Source organism: Streptomyces sp. NPDC054765, from assembly GCF_053612065.1.
Genome location: NZ_JBSHBP010000012.1, coordinates 14,181 through 30,522, shown reverse-complemented (window position 1 = coordinate 30,522; position 16,342 = coordinate 14,181). Strand labels below are relative to the sequence as shown.

Sequence of the window (16,342 nt, the reverse complement as noted above, 5' to 3'; positions counted from 1 at the left end):
GTCATCCATGCCCCCGCCCGCGGTCGTGGGACCGGGCGACACCGACGCGGTGACCCAGGCGCTGGGCGCCCTCGGCACGCCCGTCGACTGCACCGGGCTGCGCAGCGTGCCCCTGGAGGGCCCGCATGTGCTGTGGCTCGTCACCGGCGGAGCGCTGGACCTCTTCGCGGTCGACGCCGCCCAGGAAGGGCACTGGCACTTCCTGGGCCGTCTCGAAGCGGGCACCCTGCTGCTCGGCCCGGTCGCGGGCCCGCAGCACACCCTGCTCGGCCGGCCGTCACAGGACTGCCGGCTGCGCCGGGTGCCGCTGCGCGAACTGCCCCGGTACGAGTACGGGGAGTACGGCGACACCGGGTCGTACCCGCAGTACGGCACGCAGGGCGGCCCCGGCCACGACCCCGCGTACGGCGGCCAGGGCGAGGCACCCTCCGCGCTGGAACACGCCTTCGCGCTGGGCACCGCCCGCAGCCTGGGCGTGCTGTTCGAGGCACCGCTCGACGGCCGGCCCGGTGACGAGGCGGTGGCCGACGACGACATCCTGTGGATGCCGGTCCCGCCCGGCAGCGTGCAGTACGGCGCTTCCTACAGCGCGGAGGCGGCCGGCGATCTGCTGGTCGACCCCGGGCTGTGGCAGCAGATGGTCAATCAGCAGTACCGGCTGCTGTCCGCCGTCGACCGCTGGATCGAGCAGCTGGAGCGCGCTCACGAGGACCGCACGGCCGCCGGCATCAAGGCGGGCCAGGCCGTCCGCGAGCGGGCCGACCAGGCGCTGCTGGCGTCCATCGGACGGGACCGGGCCGGGCGCGGCGGGGCCGGGACGGACCGGGCCGGCGACGATGCCACCTTCGCGGTCTGCCGTACGGTCGCGGAGGCGGCCGGGATCACGCTCACCGAACCGCCGAAGGGCGCCGCCGCCAACGACCGCATCACCCCGGTCGAGCGGATCGCGGTCAGCTCGCGGATCCGCACCCGCGCGGTCCGGCTCCAGGGCCGCTGGTGGCGGACCGACACCGGCCCCCTGGTGGGCCACCGCGCCAAGTCCGGTGCCCCCGTGGCGCTGCTGTGGCGCCGCGGCCGCTACGAGGCGGTCAACCCGGCTTCCGGACTGCGGATGCGCATCGGCAAGGACAACGCCGAGGAACTCGAACCGCGCGCCGTCATGTTCTACCGCCCGCTGCCGGAGCGGCCCATGAACATGTGGCGGCTGATGCGTTTCAGCCTGCGCGGTACGCGGATGGACCTGCGGAATCTGGCCCTCGCCGGACTGGTGACGGTCGGCCTCGGCGCCCTTGTCCCCATTGCGACCGGCAAGGTGCTCGGGGTGTACGTCCCGAGCGCCGACAAGAGCCTGATCGTCCAGGTCTCCCTGGCCGTCATCATCACCGGCGTCGTGTCCGCCGCCTTCATGCTGCTGCAGAACCTCACGGTGCTGCGGATGGAGGGCCGGATCGAGAGCGCGCTGCAGCCGGCCGTGTGGGACCGGCTGCTGCGGCTGCCGACCAAGTTCTTCACGGAACGCTCCACAGGAGAGCTGGCCAGTGCCGCGATGGGCATCAGCGCCATCCGGCGGGTGCTGTCCGGCCTCGGCCCGGTGGCCGTGCAGTCCACGACCGTCGGCGCGATGAACCTCGTGCTGCTGCTCGTCTACAGCGTGCCGCTGGCGCTGGCCGCGATCGCCATGCTGATCGTCATCGGTGCGGTGTTCCTCGCCATGGGCCTGTGGGAGCTGCGCTGGCAGCGCCGGCTGGTCAAGCTCGGCAACAAGCTCAACAACCAGGCGTTCCAGACCCTGCGCGGTCTGCCCAAGCTCCGGGTCGCCGCGGCCGAGAGCTTTGCGTACGCGGCCTGGGCCCGCGAGTTCGCCCGCTCCCGGGAACTCCAGCAGAAGGCCGGCCGGATCAAGAACCTGACCACCGTCCTCAACGCGGTCTATCTGCCGGTCTGCTCGCTCACCATGTTCATGCTGCTGGCCGGACCGGCCCGCGGCAGCATGTCGGCCGGGTCGTTCCTCACCTTCAACACCTCGGTGACCATGCTGCTGACCTCGGTCACCCAGATCACCGGGGCATTCGTCTCGGCCGCCGCCGCACTGCCGATGTTCGAGCAGATCAAGCCGGTGCTGGACGAGAAGCCCGAAGTGCGCGGCGCCAGCGCCCAGCCCGGCGCCCTGTCCGGTGGCATCGAGGCCAAGAAGCTGTCCTTCCGCTACACCGACGACGGTCCGCTGGTCCTCGACGATGTCTCGCTGCGCATCCGGCCCGGCGAGTTCGTGGCCGTCGTCGGCCCGAGCGGCTGCGGCAAGTCGACCCTGCTGCGGCTCCTCATCGGCTTCGACAAGCCGTCCTCGGGCCATGTGCTCTACGACGGTCAGGATCTGGGCGCCCTGGACCAGGCGGCGGTGCGCCGCCAGTGCGGGGTCGTCCTGCAGAATGCGCAGCCCCTCACCGGATCGATCCTGGACTGCATCTGCGGCGCCGAGTCCTTCACCCAGGAAGAGGCCTGGGCCGCCGCCGAGATGGCCGGCCTGGCCGAGGACATCAAGCGGATGCCGATGGGGCTGCACACCATGATCTCCGGTGGTGGCGCCATCTCCGGCGGTCAGCGGCAGCGGCTGATGATCGCCCAGGCGCTGGTCCGCCGCCCCCGGATCCTGTTCTTCGACGAGGCCACCAGCGCCCTGGACAACGAGACCCAGCGCATCGTCATCGACAGCACCCGCAAGCTCAGCGCCAGCCGGCTGGTGATCGCTCACCGGCTGTCCACGGTCATGGACGCGGACCGTGTGATCGTGATGGCGGACGGCCGGATCGTCGAGCAGGGCGCCCCGGCCGACCTGCTCGCCGACACCGGCGGCCGGCTGCACGACCTGGTGCGGCGTCAGCTGACCTGAGCCCGCCGCAGTTCCGCCCCGCCGGGCCCCGGCCGGTCGAGCCTTCCGGTCATCCCCGTAAAGCACCGCATATCGTGCAGGGAGCGAGCGGAGGATGCGATGGCCACCATCAGAAACCTGTTCCATGCGATGCCGCCCGACCGGCGCCGGCGGCTGACCGATATCGCCGTCGAGGTGTCGATGCCGCGTGCCACCCGCCTCTTCGAGGAGGGCCGGCGGGCGGACCGCTTCTGGATCATCCGCAGCGGACAGGTCGCGCTCGACCAGCGGGTCCCCGGGCGCCGGGCGGCGGTCGTCGAAACCCTCGGCCGGGATGAACTGCTCGGCTGGTCCTGGCTGTTCCCGCCCTATCTGTGGCACCTGGGAGCGGAGACCGTCGGCCCGGTGGAGGCCGTGGAGTTCGACGCCAGGGTGGTCCGCGCCCTGTGCGAGTCCGACCCCGTCCTCGGCCGGGCGATGTACCACTACGTGGCCGAGACGGTGGCCGACCGGCTGCACGGCACCCGCACCCGACTGCTGGACCTGTACGGCCCCCAGGGCAGCGGCCTCGCACCCTGACCACCCGCAGCGCCTGCCGCAGCCGTCCCTACCCCCACACGGTGCGCGGCCCGCAGCGCAGGCACCGGCCGCCGTGACGCCTCACCCGGCCCGGCCGGCTCACGGCCGGACCGGCTTCCGGCCGGAAAAGGGCGCCACCGCCCGGAACCGCCTCCGACGCCCGGCCGACTACCTGTGCCGGGTCGCGCCTGCGGCCCGTCGGCCGCTGCTGCGGCGGATGAGACGGCCGGTGCGCCGGCCGGTGATGCGTAGGGGAGAAACGCCATGCGTCCTGGGAAGTTGTGCGGTGTCGCGGTAGCGCTCGCGCTGGCCGCCACCGCGTGCGGCGGCAGCGGAGGAGGCAGCGGCACGGGCTCGGCGAACGGCGCCGGCGGGCCCGGCTTTCCGGTGCGGATCGCCGACTGCAAGGGCGTCACCACCACCTTCTCGTCCCCGCCGCGCAAGATCGTCACCAGCAATGCCGCTGCCCTGGAGATGCTGCTGCGGCTCGGTGCGGGCGACCGGGTCATCGGGACCGGATTCCCGCCCGGCAAGGGCACCCTGCCCGGCGCTCTGGACGCGCAGGCCCGGAAGGTGCCGGTGCTGGGGAAGTCCGTGATCCCCAAGGAGAAGCTGCTCGGCTCGGGCGCCGACCTCTACATCGACACCTTCGCCTCGATGCACTCCATGGGCCGGGCCGGTGACGCGCCGACCGAGGAGGAGTTCACGGCGGCGGGCATCAGGCACCTCTACCTCGCGTCCACCGCCTGCGCACCGACGGCCGGGAAGCCACAGCGCGACCTGTCCGGTGTGGAGGGCGACATCAGGCGGCTGGGCGCGGTGACCGGCACCGCGAAGCGGGCGGAGGCGCTCGTGGCGGGGATGCGGAAGAAGACCGGCACGGTGCAGCGGGCGGTGGGTGATATCGCCCCCGGCAAGCGGCCGACGTACTTCTTCTTCGACTACGACGCGGGGACCGGGCAGCCGCTCGCCGTCTGCCGCGCGCAGGTCGCCAACGCGGTGATCGGCCAGGCCGGGGCCCGCAATGTCTTCGACGGCTGCAACGGGGACTTCAAGCCGGTCTCCTGGGAGGACGTGGTCGCCAAGAACCCGGACTGGATCCAGCTCGCCGTACGCAACCGCGGCGATGCGGCGGCCAACGCCAAGGCGTACGACGAGGCCGCGGCGTTCCTGAAGAGCTTCCCCGCCACCAAGGGCCTCGCGGCGGTGCGCCACGGGAAGTTCCTGCGGATCGGCTCGGAGCGTACGACGATCGCCGGTGTCGGCAACGCGGACACCGTCGAGGAGATCGCGCACACCGTCCACCCCGAACGGTTCAAGGCGGAGCGGTAATGGCCGCGTTGGCCTCCGGACCGCACGGACTCAAGGAACCGGCCGAACGGGCCGCGCGCCGCGCCCCGCGCGCCGGACTGCTCGCCGTGGGGCTCGGTATCGCGCTGGTGGTGGCGCTGACCGCCGCGGTCTCCCTGGGCTCCACCGGCATCGCGCCGGGTCACGTCTGGTCGGTGGTGTTCCGGCGGCTCGGCGGTGCGCCGCCGAGGCCGGGAACCGACGATCTGATCGTGTGGCAACTGCGCGTGCCACGGGCCCTGTTGGCGGCGCTGGTGGGCGCGGGGCTGGGCCTGGTGGGGACGGCGACCCAGGCGCTGGTGCGCAATCCGCTGGCGGACCCCTATCTGCTGGGCATCTCCCACGGCGCCTCGCTCGGCGCGGTTGCCGCCATCGTGCTGGGCGCCGGCGCGGGCGGTGCCCTGGGGCTGGGGCTGTCGGCGGCGGCCTTCGCCGGAGCGCTCGCCTCGTTCGCGCTGGTGTGGTGCGTGGCCCGGCGCGGCGGGGGCTTTGCGCCGCTGCGCCTGGTGCTGGCCGGCGTCGGCATCGGACAGTTCCTGTCCGGCTTCACCAGTTACCTCGTACTCCAGGCGGGCGATGAACAGCAGACCCGCAGCGTGCTGTTCTGGCTGATGGGCAGCCTGGGCGGGGCCACCTGGGACGCCCTGTGGCCACCGGTACTCGCCGTCGCCGCCGGGCTGGCGGCCCTCCAGGCGCGGGCCCGCGCCATGAACGCGCTGATCATGGGCGATGAGACCGCGGCCGGGGTCGGGGTGGACGTCACCCGGCTGCGCCGGGAGCTGTTCGCGGTGACCGGTCTGCTGACCGGCGTCCTGGTCGCGGTCTCCGGAGCCATCGGCTTCGTGGGCCTGATGGTGCCGCATCTGTGCCGGCTGGTCATCGGCGGTGACCACCGCCGGCTGCTGCCGCTGTCCGCGCTGACCGGGGCGCTGCTGCTGGTCGTGGTGGACCTCGTGTGCCGTACGGCGATGGACTCCCAGGAACTGCCGGTGGGAGTCGTCACCGCGATGCTCGGGGCGCCGGTGCTGCTGTTCCTCCTGGACCGGCGGATGGAGGCGGGCCGGTGAACGTCGAGATCGAGGATCTGCACGTCGGCTACGCGAGCCGGAATGTCGTCGCCGGAGTGCATCTGATGGCGGCGGACGGCGAGATCGCCGGACTGGTCGGCCCCAACGGCAGCGGCAAGTCCACCGTGCTGCGGACCGTCTACCGGCATCTGCGGCCCAGCGCCGGGCGGGTGCTGCTGGCCGGGGCCGACCTGAGCACGCTCACACCGGGGCAGACCGCACGCCGGGTCGCCGCGCTGCCGCAGGAGCGCGGCAGCGACTTCGAGCTGACCGTGCGCGAGGTGGTGACGATGGGGCGTACGCCCTACAAGCGGGCCTTCGCGGGCGAGGACCGGGCCGACCGGGAGAGCGTGGCCCGCGCCCTGGCCGCCGTCGGACTGGCCGGGCAAGGCGCCCGCCGGTTCTCCGCCCTGTCCGGCGGAGAGCGTCAACGGGCGCTGCTGGCACGGGCATTCGCCCAGGACCCGGACGTCCTGGTGCTGGACGAACCCACCAACCACCTCGACGTACGGCACCAGGTCGAGCTGCTCGCGCTGCTGCGGGCCCAGCGTCGTACGACGCTGATCTCACTGCACGACCTGAATGCCGCGGCGTCCCTGTGCGACCGGCTGCACGTCCTGCACGCCGGGCGGGTGGTGGCGTCCGGTACGCCCCGTACGGTGCTGACGCCGCCGCTGCTGGCCGAGGTGTTCGGGGTGCGTGCCGCGGTGACCGAACATCCGCTCACCGGCGATCCGCTGATCGCCTTCGATCACCGGGAGCCCCTGCCCGCCGGGGACCGGTGAGGGGCACACCCCCGCACGGTCCGGGCCGGGACGCCACCACCCGGACCCTCACCCGGCCGCTCACCCGGCTGCTCACCCGGCCGCTCACCCGGCCACGAAGTGGCTCGGCCGCCCCCGGCGGAACACCATCCGGCCGAGTCGCTCGGCATCCGCCCGGCGCAGCAACTCATGTCGTCCGTCGGCGCGTTCGAGTACGCATGCGTGCCAGGGCGGCATCCGCACATCGGGCGCGTCGAGCAGCTGGATGCCGGACTTCGCCGAGCCCCTCAGGCTGACGACTTGGCCTGGCGCCAATCCCCGAGGGGCCAGTCAACTTGCGGATGCGGCGGCGCACTTTGTCCCTGGAAATGGCCTACCGGCCCGGCGGCGTCCTGGCCACCAAGATCCACATGAAACATATCGCCGTGGCCACAACGGAGGGCTATGCCTCGCGCCCTGGAGGGGCCCAGGCCGAGCTGTTGGCCGAGGTCAACAAGCACGAGAGCGAGCGCAATCTCCAACTGGTACTGGAGGAGTTCCGAAACTACCAGGAAGGCGTTCTGCCCGCCGGTCCCGGCGCCCGCAGCCTCACCGAGTTCTTCGCCGACATCGACGCCCAACTCGATGCCGGCTCGGCCACGGCCCCGAAAACCCAGCGCAACGACCGAGACCTCCTCAACCTGCTGACCAAACGCGCCAACGTCTTACACCTCGGACCGGCGAACTACTGCTGGTTCACCGACCCTTCCCGGGCGCTCTGCCTCAAACTCGCGGGCACCCCGACCGCGGACCGTCCGCTGATCGGGATGTGTGACTCCGCCCGCTGTCCGCAGGCCACCCATCACGCTTGTCACCGTCCCGTCTGGGCCGAGCACGCCGAACGCACCGAGACTTTCCTCGGCCAGCTCGGCACCACACGCAAGACCGAACGCACCCGGCTCCGGGCCGACTACGACCGGGCCCTCCGCGTCGTCGCCGAGATCGACGCCGCCAACTCCATCGACGGGGGGTCCGCATGAGGATTTCCGCAGCTCAGCGAACCGAGAACGAGAACCGCATCCGGGCCGCCATCGACCGGCTCATCCGAGGCGAGATCCCGCCCGGCGGAAGGTGCGATATCAAGACCCTCGCCATCGAGGCCGCGGTCGACCGCACTGCGTTTTACGGCACACGCCCCTACTCTCACCTCCGCATCGAGTTCGAACGACGCCTGAACGCCATGCGAGAGGCCGGCGAGATCCCCGATCCTCGCGAGGCCCAGGTCGCCCGGCTCAAAGCAGAGAACACCAATCTCCGGGAACGGCTCGCCAAGTCCGAGCAGACGATCAACGAGCTCACCGACTTCCGCAGCCAGGTCCTGGCCCGGCTCGCCGCCCAGCACGAAGAGATCGTCCGGCTCCGCGAGATCGCCGCAGGGACAACCCGAGTGAGCCACCTTCCCGCACCGCGAACCACAGTGATCGGAACCTGCAGCTGACAGCCCCGGAACTCGCTGTTCGGCACCTTCGGAAGCAGGGTGATCGAAAAGGGTTTGCGGACGAGGGCTGCGGTTGGATAGACGTTACCGCTGGACCCCCACCACGAGGGCTGAGGGGCCACGACAGCGAGAGGAGGGATAAGCCCATGATCCCCATGATCACCGCGCTTGTGTCCTCCCGGGGCGCGGACCGCGTCTGACCCTGGAGGGGACGGGCGCCTTCACCGGAGCGTGCCTTGACCGTGAAAACGAACGACCTGACCATGCGTCCGATCACTGGACGCGAAGAACTCGACCTCTTCTCCCAACTGCCTTACGTCCTCAACAAGGAATTGGCGGACGACCTCGTAGGCGGCCGTCGACGTCCGGAGTGGATGTGGGTCGCCCTGCGCGGTGACCGCCTGCTGGCCAGAGCAGCCTGGTGGAGCCGATCGGCCGACGACGCACCACTCATCCTGGACATCGTCGACATCGAAGACAGCACCTCGGGCTCCGATCACGTGGACATCGGGGTGCGACTTCTCCAGACCGCGATGGCCGCTACCCTCCCGAACAGGTCGCCTCGCCCTGAGTACAGCCGTTTCGTCCCGCCGGACTGGCGTGAGAACGCGGTGACGAGACAAGCCGTCGAAGACCGCATGACGGTACTCGAACGGACCAGTGCCCGGCTCTTCGTCGAACGACTGCGCCTGGAATGGCGTCCGAAATCGCCTGTTCCCGAGCCCAACGGGCGCCTCCTCTTCCGGCCGGTCCACGATGGCGAGGAACTCATGGCTCTGATGGCCTCGGTTCTTGACGGAACGCTGGACGCACATGGCCGTGATGACCTGACCCGGATGTCAGTACACGAAGCGGCCGTCCGGCACTACGAGGACGAGCTGGCGCGTTACACGAGCCCGCGGGATTGGTGGCGCATCGCAACACTGCCCCACGGAGAGCCAGTGGGGTTCGTCATCCCGGCCCGCAACGACTACAACGCGATCATCGCCTACATCGCGGTCCTGCCGTCACACCGCGGCAACGGCTACATCGACGACATCCTCGCCGAGGGCACCCGAGTCCTCGCTGAGCAGCACGTCCCCCGCATCCGTGCGTCCACAGACCTCGGCAACATCCCGATGGCGAACGCCTTCCGGCGCGCTGGATACATCAATTTCGAGCGTGAAATCAACATGACCTGGAGCTGATCGAGCATGGGGCGGGAGCTCCGCAGACGGTGCCCCCGCCCAACTCCCCCCACCCCCATCGAGTGATCTACACCACATCAACAAGGTCGGAATGCAACACGTGTCGTTCCCGTCATCGCGAAAGTAGTCCCGGCAGCGGACCTGCTCAATGGCGACACGAGCTCACCGCACACGGCCTCTGCGGACACAAGCCACTCATACGTCACGCATCTGACCGAGGACGGGGTGGACCGGCGCTTCATCCAGCTTCTCTTGAGTCCTCAGCAGTGTGTCCATGACGTGCAGCACGAGCCTGGGGCGGGCGGCGATCTGTGTGGTGGAGGTGGTTATCTACCGCCGTCCACCAGGCAGTTCTCCGGGAGGTTTGATGCTGGTGCAACGGGTGCTGATGCCCGACTCGTCGCTTGAGTCATGGACGGTCCTCGGCAATGAAGGCGGGATAGTCGAGCCGATCGAGCGTTACCTCGCCTACCTGACCGACATCGAGCGGTCGCCGAACACGATCAAGGCATACGCCCATGATCTGAAGGACTGGTTCGTCTTCCTCGACCGACGCGGTCTGGACTGGCGTGAGGTCCGGCTGGAGGACTTGGGCGAGTTCGTTGCCTGGCTCCGGCTGCCGCCTGCGGGACGGCATGGCGGTGTGACGTTGCTGCCCTCGGCGGAGCATCACTGCGGGGTCACCACGGTCAACCGCAAGCTCTCCGCCGTCAGCGGTCTGTACGTCTTCCACGCACGTCACGGAGTGGACCTCGGCGACCTTGTCACCGAGCTGCAGCCGGTCCGCGCCCGCCGCACGGGCTGGAAGCCATTCCTCTACCACCTGGCCGGCGACCAGCCGGAGCGGCGTCGCACGATCAAGCTGAAGACGCCTCGCACGCATCCGACGATCCTGACGGCCGCCCAGGTCCAGGCGATCCTGGACGCCTGCACCCGGCTGCGGGACCGGTTCCTGTTCGCACTGCTGTGGGAGACCGGGGTCCGGATCGGCGAAGCTCTGGGCCTGCGGCACGAGGATCTGGCTGCGGCAGAAGGCGAGTTGACCGTCATGCCGCGCGTCAACGACAACCGGGCGAGGGCCAAGTCCGCATCGCCCCGCACCGTTCCCGTCGGCCCCGAGATCGTACGGCTCTACGCCGACTACCTCCACGGTGAGTACGGTGACCTCGACAGCGACTACATGTTCGTCAATCTGTGGGGCGGCTCCTACGGGCGCCCGCTGGCCTACGCGTCCGTCTACGATCTCGTCCTGCGACTGCGCCGCGACACCGGCATCGACTTCGACCCCCACTGGCTCCGGCATACCCGAGCGACCTTGCTCCTGCGGCAGGGGGTGCCGATCGAAGTGGTCAGCACTTTGCTGGGACATTCCTCGATCGCCACCACGCACGACATCTACGGCCACCTGTCGGTGGAGGACGCTCGCCGTGCTCTGGAGGCCGCAGGATTCCTGACCGGCCGGGAGGTGCGCTGGTGAGCCAGGAGACTTCCGCCGTTCCGTCTCCCGGCGCCGGGCTGCTGGGCAAGTTGATGGCTGCCGTCCGGCCGGAGTTCCGGGTGGAGGTGTTCATCCCCGAGCCCGGGGAACTGATCTTCGGTCTGGGTGCCTGCCGGGTTCCCGGCTGCCCGCGCCAGCCCCGCACCCGCCAGCTCTGCCGCGGCCACTACTACCGCTGGCAACGCCGCGGGAAACCGGACGTTGAAGCGTTCATCGCCGATCCCGGAGCCGATCCGGTCGGGCGGTCCGAGTTGACCGCCTGCGCCATCGCCGGATGCCGCTTCGGAGCGGCCCGTCAGGGCCTATGCGTGAGCCACAACGGCTTCTGGGAGCGAGCGGGCAAACCCGACAAGAAGATCTGGACCGCGGGTCTCCCGGTGGTCGAAGACGACGGCCGCCGGGTCTGCCGGCTGTCGTTCTGCACCCTGTGGGCTCAGGGGAAGTCGCCGTTCTGCCATAACCACAACTCCCGCTGGCAGGCCGTCGGCCGCCCCGAGATCGAGGAGTTCGTACGCCGCTGCGAGGCAGCGGGCGACGACCGGTTCGACTTCCGACCGCTGGACGGCCAGCGGCAGCTGCGACTGGAGCTGCAGTACGCACTCCAGTGCCGTCACGACGACCGGCAGGTCAACACCCACAGCTCGGCCGTCGCCCCGGTGATCCGACTGGCCGCCGCCAGCGGCACCGCGTCGTTGCTGGAGTGGCCGATGGAGCGGTGGAGCGAGTACTACGCGGCGATGCGAGGTGCCAGCCACAGCCAGAACGGGCAACTGGCCTTCCTGCGCTATGCGTACACGCATCTGGAAGACCTCGTCCACGGCAACGGCTGGGAGAGCGAATTCCCGCGCGACGTATGGGAACTGCGCCGGCTCGGCATCGAGGGCACCCGGGCCCGGCTGCGGTTCGACCGCATCACCCAGCCGTGGCTGCGCGAGCCGGCCAAGCGATTCGTGCGCTGGCGGCTGAGCATCGGCCGCAGCATCAACCAGGCCGTCGTCGACATCCTTGCCCTCAACCGCTTCTCCGGCTTCCTGGCCGATCCCCGCGTCGCCGCCGACAAGCTCGCCCGCGTGGACCGGACCGTACTGGAACGCTACCTCGCCGACCTGGCCCTGGACCCGCGCTCTACCCATTCCCGCAGCCGGGACATCGGCTCGCTCAACGCGTTCTTCAACGCCGTGCGCCGCCACGGCTGGGACCAGAGCCTACCGGCGAACGCGACCTTCTACCCCGACGACTTCCCCCGCCCCGACAAGCGACTACCCCGGGCGCTGGCCGAGCACGTGATGGCCCAGGTCGAGCAGCCCGCCAACCTCGACCGATGGCACAACCCCGACGGCCGCGTGCTGACCTTGATCCTCATGCGCTGCGGACTGCGCGTCGGCGACGCCTGCAACCTGGCCTTCGACTGCATCATCCGGGACGCCGACGGCGCCGCCTACGTGCGCTACCTCAACCGGAAGATGAAACGCGAAGCCCTGGTCCCGATCGACGAGGAAGTCGAGAACGAGATCACCACGCAGCAGCAGCGCGTTCTGGACCGCTGGCCCAGTGGCAGCCGGTGGCTGTTCCCGGCACCCCGGATGAACCCCGACGGCACCCGGCCACTGACCACGCACTCCTACCGCGGGCAGCTCGACCTCTGGCTGGAGCGGTGCGACGTCCGCGACGAACACGGCCGGGCCGTCCATCTGACGCCCCATCAATGGCGCCACACTTTTGGAACCAGACTGATCAACCGAGACGTCCCGCAGGAAGTTGTACGCGTCCTTCTCGATCACTCTTCCGGCGAGATGACAGCCCACTATGCCCGGCTGCACGACACCACGGTCCGCCGGCACTGGGAGAAGGCCCGCAAGGTCAACATCCAGGGCGAAAGCGTCACCGTCGACCCCCAAGGCCCTCTGGCCGAGGCCACATGGGCCAAGCAGCGGCTCGGCCGTGTGACCCAGGCCCTGCCCAACGGCTACTGCGGTCTGCCAGTACAGAAGACCTGTCCGCATGCCAACGCTTGCTTGACATGCCCGATGTTCGTAACGACCCCCGAGTTCCTGCCGCAGCACCGTGAGCAACGGCAGCAACTGCTGCAGATCGTCTCCGCCGCCGAGGCCCGTGGCCAAGCACGCGTGGTCGAGATGAACCGCCAAGTCCTCGGCAACCTGGAGAAGATCATCACCGGTCTGGAGTCCGACCCCGGACAGTCGGAGGCGACCGCCGATGCGAGCTGACAACAGCCGGCACATCGTCGACGCCGCCCGCCGCCGCAGCGAGTACACCCGCGCCAAGGCTGTCCAAGCCCTCCGCACCCTCGATGCCGCGGGCGAGCCGCTCACTTTCGAGACCGTTGCGAAGCGAGCCGGAGTGTCCCGGTCGTGGCTCTATGCCCAGCCGGACCTGCGGGCGGATATCGAGCGACTGCGGGCAGCACACCGTCGGGAGCCCAGATCGCCGGTTCCGGCACGTCAGCGCACTTCCGACGCTTCATTGCTGCGGCGGCTCGAAGCCGCCAATGCCCGCATCAGTAGGCTCGCCAAGGAGAACCAGCAACTTCGCGAGCAACTCGCCCGTGCACTCGGCGAACAACGCGCCGCGACAACTCGTACCAAGCCCCACGAGCAGGAGCGGATAATCCCAGGTGAGAGTAACCCGCACGCATCGTCTTCACCTCATTGACGTGGTGGGGCTGGGTAAATGTTTCATGTGCGCAGCCAGTCCCGAGGCGAGAGCCCCCCGAGGGCCGGTACGGACGGGACACGGTAGATACAAGATGACGTGAAGGGCCTTCGGGGGAGAATCAGTTGGAACGGATCGGATCGTACGCCGTGGTGCGGGAACTCGGCGCGGGCGGGATGGGCACGGTCTACCTGGCCCGGTCGCGCGGCGGGCGTCTGCTGGCGGTGAAGGTACCCAGAGCGGAGCTGGCCGCGGACGCGGCCTTCCGGGCCAGGTTCCGGGTTGAGGTAGACGCGGCGCGCGCGGTCGGCGGCTTCCACACGGCGCAGGTGGTGGACGCCGATCCGGAGGGAGATCCGCCCTGGCTGGCCACGGTGTATGTGCCGGGCCCGACGCTCGCCCACTTAATCACCGCCGAAGGGCCCATGGCCGAGGAGGAGTTGAGGCAACTCGGCGCGGCGCTGGCGGAGGCGCTCCAGGCGGTGCACGGATGCGGGCTTGTGCATCGCGATCTGAAGCCGGGCAACATCATCATGGCGCCGGACGGTCCAAGGGTCGTGGACTTTGGCATTGCCCGAGCCGTCGAGTCCACCCGGCTGACGATGCCGGGCCAGGCCTTCGGCACCCCCGGCTATCTTGCGCCCGAGCAGGCGGAGGGCCAGGAAGTGACCAGTGCCGCCGATGTGTTCGCCCTTGGCGCCGTTCTCGTGGCGGCGGCGGGTGGCAGCGCCTTCGGCGAGGGCACACCGATGATGCTGATGTACCGGTCGGTGCACGCGGAAGCGGACCTCTCACGGGTCCCGGAGGGTATATGCGGGATTGTCGGGGCCTGCCTGGAGAAGGACCCAGCACGGCGGCCCACCACGGAGCAACTGCTAGACGCGTTCACCGGGGTTGTGGACGCCTCGCACCCGCCCACGCTCCTGGTGCCACCGCCCACCCTCGTGATGCCACCCACCGAGGACGGCCGTGGAGTGGCCGGGGTACTCCCCTCCGGGGAGGCCGAGTTCTTCCAGGCAGAGGACGACGAGCGTGCCATGGTCATCGATGCCCACGGGGTCGAGATCAGGCTGTTCGGACCCAACGGCATCAGCATTGACTTCCCCTGGAACGACATCGCGAGCATCGGCCACGCCCTCACGGACGCCAGCCTGCAATGCACGCTATTCATCGAGGTCACCGACGACGTTCCGTACGACTGCACACTGACCGCGCCCGACGACGTGACGTACGACAGATGGGCGCGGCACCTGCCGGACGTCCTGAATCACTACTGCGAGTAGAAGCATCCCCGGACAGCGACCCGCGCTCGCGCGGTCCGCGATCATTCGTATACAAGGTCAGTGGTCCCTCGAAAGGAACTGCTCCCATCCCAGATCGATATCGATCGGCCCGCACTGAAAGAGCACCCAGTGCCCTCACCCGCTACGTCACGGACAACCACCACGACGCGAACACCCAGGTCAACAGCCTATCGGGCGAGCGAACTCAAGATAATGCAGCAGCAGGTCGGCCACGAGTGCGACAGCTCCCTGGCCATCTACACGCACGTCAGCGACGACTTCATGAACACCGCCCTGAGCAAGGCCCTGGCCCCGGCGTTCGCCGGCGTCTGACGAGGAAGGACCGACATGAACGAGGCAGTCAAAGCTGAGGTTCTGGCGGAACTCGACGCGCTGCGGCGCGCGAGCGGTGTCGCCGCCGGCCACGCCGACCTGGTGCGCGAGTACTCGGCGGATGGCTCGGAGTGCCGGATCGTCTTCGCCGACCTGGCGGACGGCGAGGTCGTGGAACTGGTCCGCGGAGAGCGGGAGCTCGCCCGGTCCGGCGGCTACACCCTGGAGTGGAAAGTCTACGGTCATGACAGGCAGCAGGGCCTGGCTGCCGCGCTCGAAGCAGCGGGCTTCGAGCCCGACGAGGAGGAACAGGTGCTGATGCTCCCGGTCGCCGAGGCATCATCGGCCCTGTTCGACACCTCGGGCTACGAGATGCGGCAGGTGACCGATGGTGCCGAGCTCGACGATTACGCCGAGATCTCCCGCCAGATCGGTCGGCGTAACGCGGACGAGGAGCATCGGCAGCTGGCTCGGCTGCTCGACGAGCAGCCTGACGCGATGAGCGTGCACATCGCCTATGCCCAGGGCGAGCCAGTCTCCTGCGGACGGGTCTACTTCCAGGCTGGCAGCCCGTTCGCCGAGCTGGCAGGCGCCCGGACCAAGACGACCCACCGTCGGCAGGGCTTCTTCACCGCAGTGGTCGGCTCCCGGCTGCGGCAGGCCAGGGAACGCGGCTGCGGGCTGCTGGTCACCGATGCGCTGCCCACCTCCGAACCAATCCTGCGCAAGCGCGGCTTCGAGGTGGTCACCTTCACCCGGCCGTACATCTTCGAGCCGGACCACTGAGCGCCTTGGTGCGCCGTCCGGAAGACGGGTCCCCGGCGGAAGTCGGCCCGGAGGAATCGGGCCCGGGACTCGCGGGCCGACGAGAGGGAGGAACCCGATGATGGTCGCCAAGCTCGACTACCACTGGCACCTGCGCAAAGTCATGGCCGACCGCGGGATGTTCTCCACCACCGATCTTCTCCCTCCGCTCGCCGAACGCGGCATTACCCTGTCCTCCAGCCAGGTCTACCGGCTCGTTGTCGAGCGACCGGAGCGACTGAGCCTGAAGATCCTCATGGCCCTGCTCGACATCCTCGACTGCACCATGGACGACCTCATCGAGCCCATCGCGGCGGCCGGGACCGTGAAGAAGCCGAGGAAGGCAGCCGGCGGCGGCTCGGCGCCCGATGCGGAGGGACTCGGCGGACTGCGGCCAAAGCGTGCACGGATCAGGGGTGTTGACCGGTCATGACCACGGCTGACCAGCTCGACCGCGC

15 protein-coding genes are annotated in these 16,342 nt (G+C 69.6%); 14 read left to right on the top strand and 1 reads right to left on the bottom strand.

Annotated features, from left to right (window positions below):
• Positions 1 to 7: 7 nt before the first annotated feature.
• The 5 genes from ACWGJY_RS10675 to ACWGJY_RS10655 all read left to right on the top strand — a co-directional run bounded on the left by ACWGJY_RS10675 (position 8) and on the right by ACWGJY_RS10655 (position 6,650).
• The gene (locus ACWGJY_RS10675) at positions 8 to 2,890 is read left to right on the top strand and encodes an NHLP bacteriocin export ABC transporter permease/ATPase subunit (protein ID WP_453260513.1); all 2,883 of its coding nucleotides are present in this window, start codon (positions 8 to 10) and stop codon (positions 2,888 to 2,890) included.
• A gap of 99 nt (positions 2,891 to 2,989) precedes the next feature.
• Positions 2,990 to 3,448, top strand: coding sequence for a cyclic nucleotide-binding domain-containing protein (locus ACWGJY_RS10670; protein ID WP_453260410.1), 459 nt, complete (start codon positions 2,990 to 2,992; stop codon positions 3,446 to 3,448).
• Positions 3,449 to 3,712: 264 nt separating this feature from the next.
• Positions 3,713 to 4,780 carry an ABC transporter substrate-binding protein gene (locus tag ACWGJY_RS10665; RefSeq protein WP_453260409.1) on the top strand — a complete coding sequence of 356 codons (1,068 nt, stop codon included), beginning with the start codon at positions 3,713 to 3,715 and terminating at the stop codon, positions 4,778 to 4,780.
• A complete protein-coding gene (locus tag ACWGJY_RS10660; protein WP_453260408.1) occupies positions 4,780 to 5,865 on the top strand; it encodes a FecCD family ABC transporter permease in 1,086 nt (361 codons plus the stop codon). Before ACWGJY_RS10665 ends, ACWGJY_RS10660 begins: the two co-directional genes overlap by 1 nt.
• On the top strand, positions 5,862 to 6,650 hold the full coding sequence (locus ACWGJY_RS10655) for an ABC transporter ATP-binding protein (RefSeq protein ID WP_453260407.1): 789 nt from the start codon (positions 5,862 to 5,864) through the stop codon (positions 6,648 to 6,650). The genes ACWGJY_RS10660 and ACWGJY_RS10655 overlap by 4 nt, the downstream gene beginning before the upstream one ends.
• An 84-nt stretch (positions 6,651 to 6,734) precedes the next feature.
• Here ACWGJY_RS10655 and ACWGJY_RS10650 read toward each other — a convergent pair whose 3' ends face one another.
• A complete protein-coding gene (locus ACWGJY_RS10650; protein WP_453260406.1) occupies positions 6,735 to 6,944 on the bottom strand; it encodes a hypothetical protein in 210 nt (69 codons plus the stop codon).
• Positions 6,945 to 6,997: 53 nt separating this feature from the next.
• On the opposite strand from ACWGJY_RS10650, the gene ACWGJY_RS10645 reads away from it, so the two are divergent.
• From ACWGJY_RS10645 to ACWGJY_RS10605, 9 genes are all read left to right on the top strand, one after another.
• The gene (locus ACWGJY_RS10645) at positions 6,998 to 7,648 is read left to right on the top strand and encodes a hypothetical protein (RefSeq protein WP_453260405.1); all 651 of its coding nucleotides are present in this window, start codon (positions 6,998 to 7,000) and stop codon (positions 7,646 to 7,648) included.
• Positions 7,645 to 8,106, top strand: coding sequence for a hypothetical protein (locus ACWGJY_RS10640; protein ID WP_453260404.1), 462 nt, complete (start codon positions 7,645 to 7,647; stop codon positions 8,104 to 8,106). The genes ACWGJY_RS10645 and ACWGJY_RS10640 overlap by 4 nt, the downstream gene beginning before the upstream one ends.
• A gap of 263 nt (positions 8,107 to 8,369) precedes the next feature.
• The gene (locus ACWGJY_RS10635) at positions 8,370 to 9,293 is read left to right on the top strand and encodes a GNAT family N-acetyltransferase (RefSeq protein ID WP_453260512.1); all 924 of its coding nucleotides are present in this window, start codon (positions 8,370 to 8,372) and stop codon (positions 9,291 to 9,293) included.
• 367 nt (positions 9,294 to 9,660) lie between these two features.
• Positions 9,661 to 10,770, top strand: a complete 1,110-nt coding sequence (locus tag ACWGJY_RS10630) for a tyrosine-type recombinase/integrase (protein WP_453260403.1) — start codon at positions 9,661 to 9,663, stop codon at positions 10,768 to 10,770.
• Positions 10,767 to 13,019, top strand: a complete 2,253-nt coding sequence (locus tag ACWGJY_RS10625) for a tyrosine-type recombinase/integrase (protein WP_453260402.1) — start codon at positions 10,767 to 10,769, stop codon at positions 13,017 to 13,019. Before ACWGJY_RS10630 ends, ACWGJY_RS10625 begins: the two co-directional genes overlap by 4 nt.
• Complete coding sequence (locus tag ACWGJY_RS10620; RefSeq protein ID WP_453260401.1) at positions 13,009 to 13,464, top strand: DUF6262 family protein; 456 nt, start codon at positions 13,009 to 13,011, stop codon at positions 13,462 to 13,464. The genes ACWGJY_RS10625 and ACWGJY_RS10620 overlap by 11 nt, the downstream gene beginning before the upstream one ends.
• A gap of 125 nt (positions 13,465 to 13,589) precedes the next feature.
• Positions 13,590 to 14,747: a serine/threonine-protein kinase gene (locus ACWGJY_RS10615; RefSeq protein WP_453260400.1), complete on the top strand. Its 1,158-nt coding sequence runs from the start codon at positions 13,590 to 13,592 to the stop codon at positions 14,745 to 14,747.
• Positions 14,748 to 15,095: 348 nt separating this feature from the next.
• Positions 15,096 to 15,866 (top strand): GNAT family N-acetyltransferase, encoded by a 771-nt coding sequence (locus tag ACWGJY_RS10610; protein WP_453260399.1) that lies wholly within the window; start codon positions 15,096 to 15,098, stop codon positions 15,864 to 15,866.
• A 100-nt stretch (positions 15,867 to 15,966) separates the two neighbouring features.
• A complete protein-coding gene (locus ACWGJY_RS10605) occupies positions 15,967 to 16,317 on the top strand; it encodes a helix-turn-helix domain-containing protein (RefSeq protein ID WP_453260511.1) in 351 nt (116 codons plus the stop codon).
• Positions 16,318 to 16,342 lie beyond the last annotated feature (25 nt).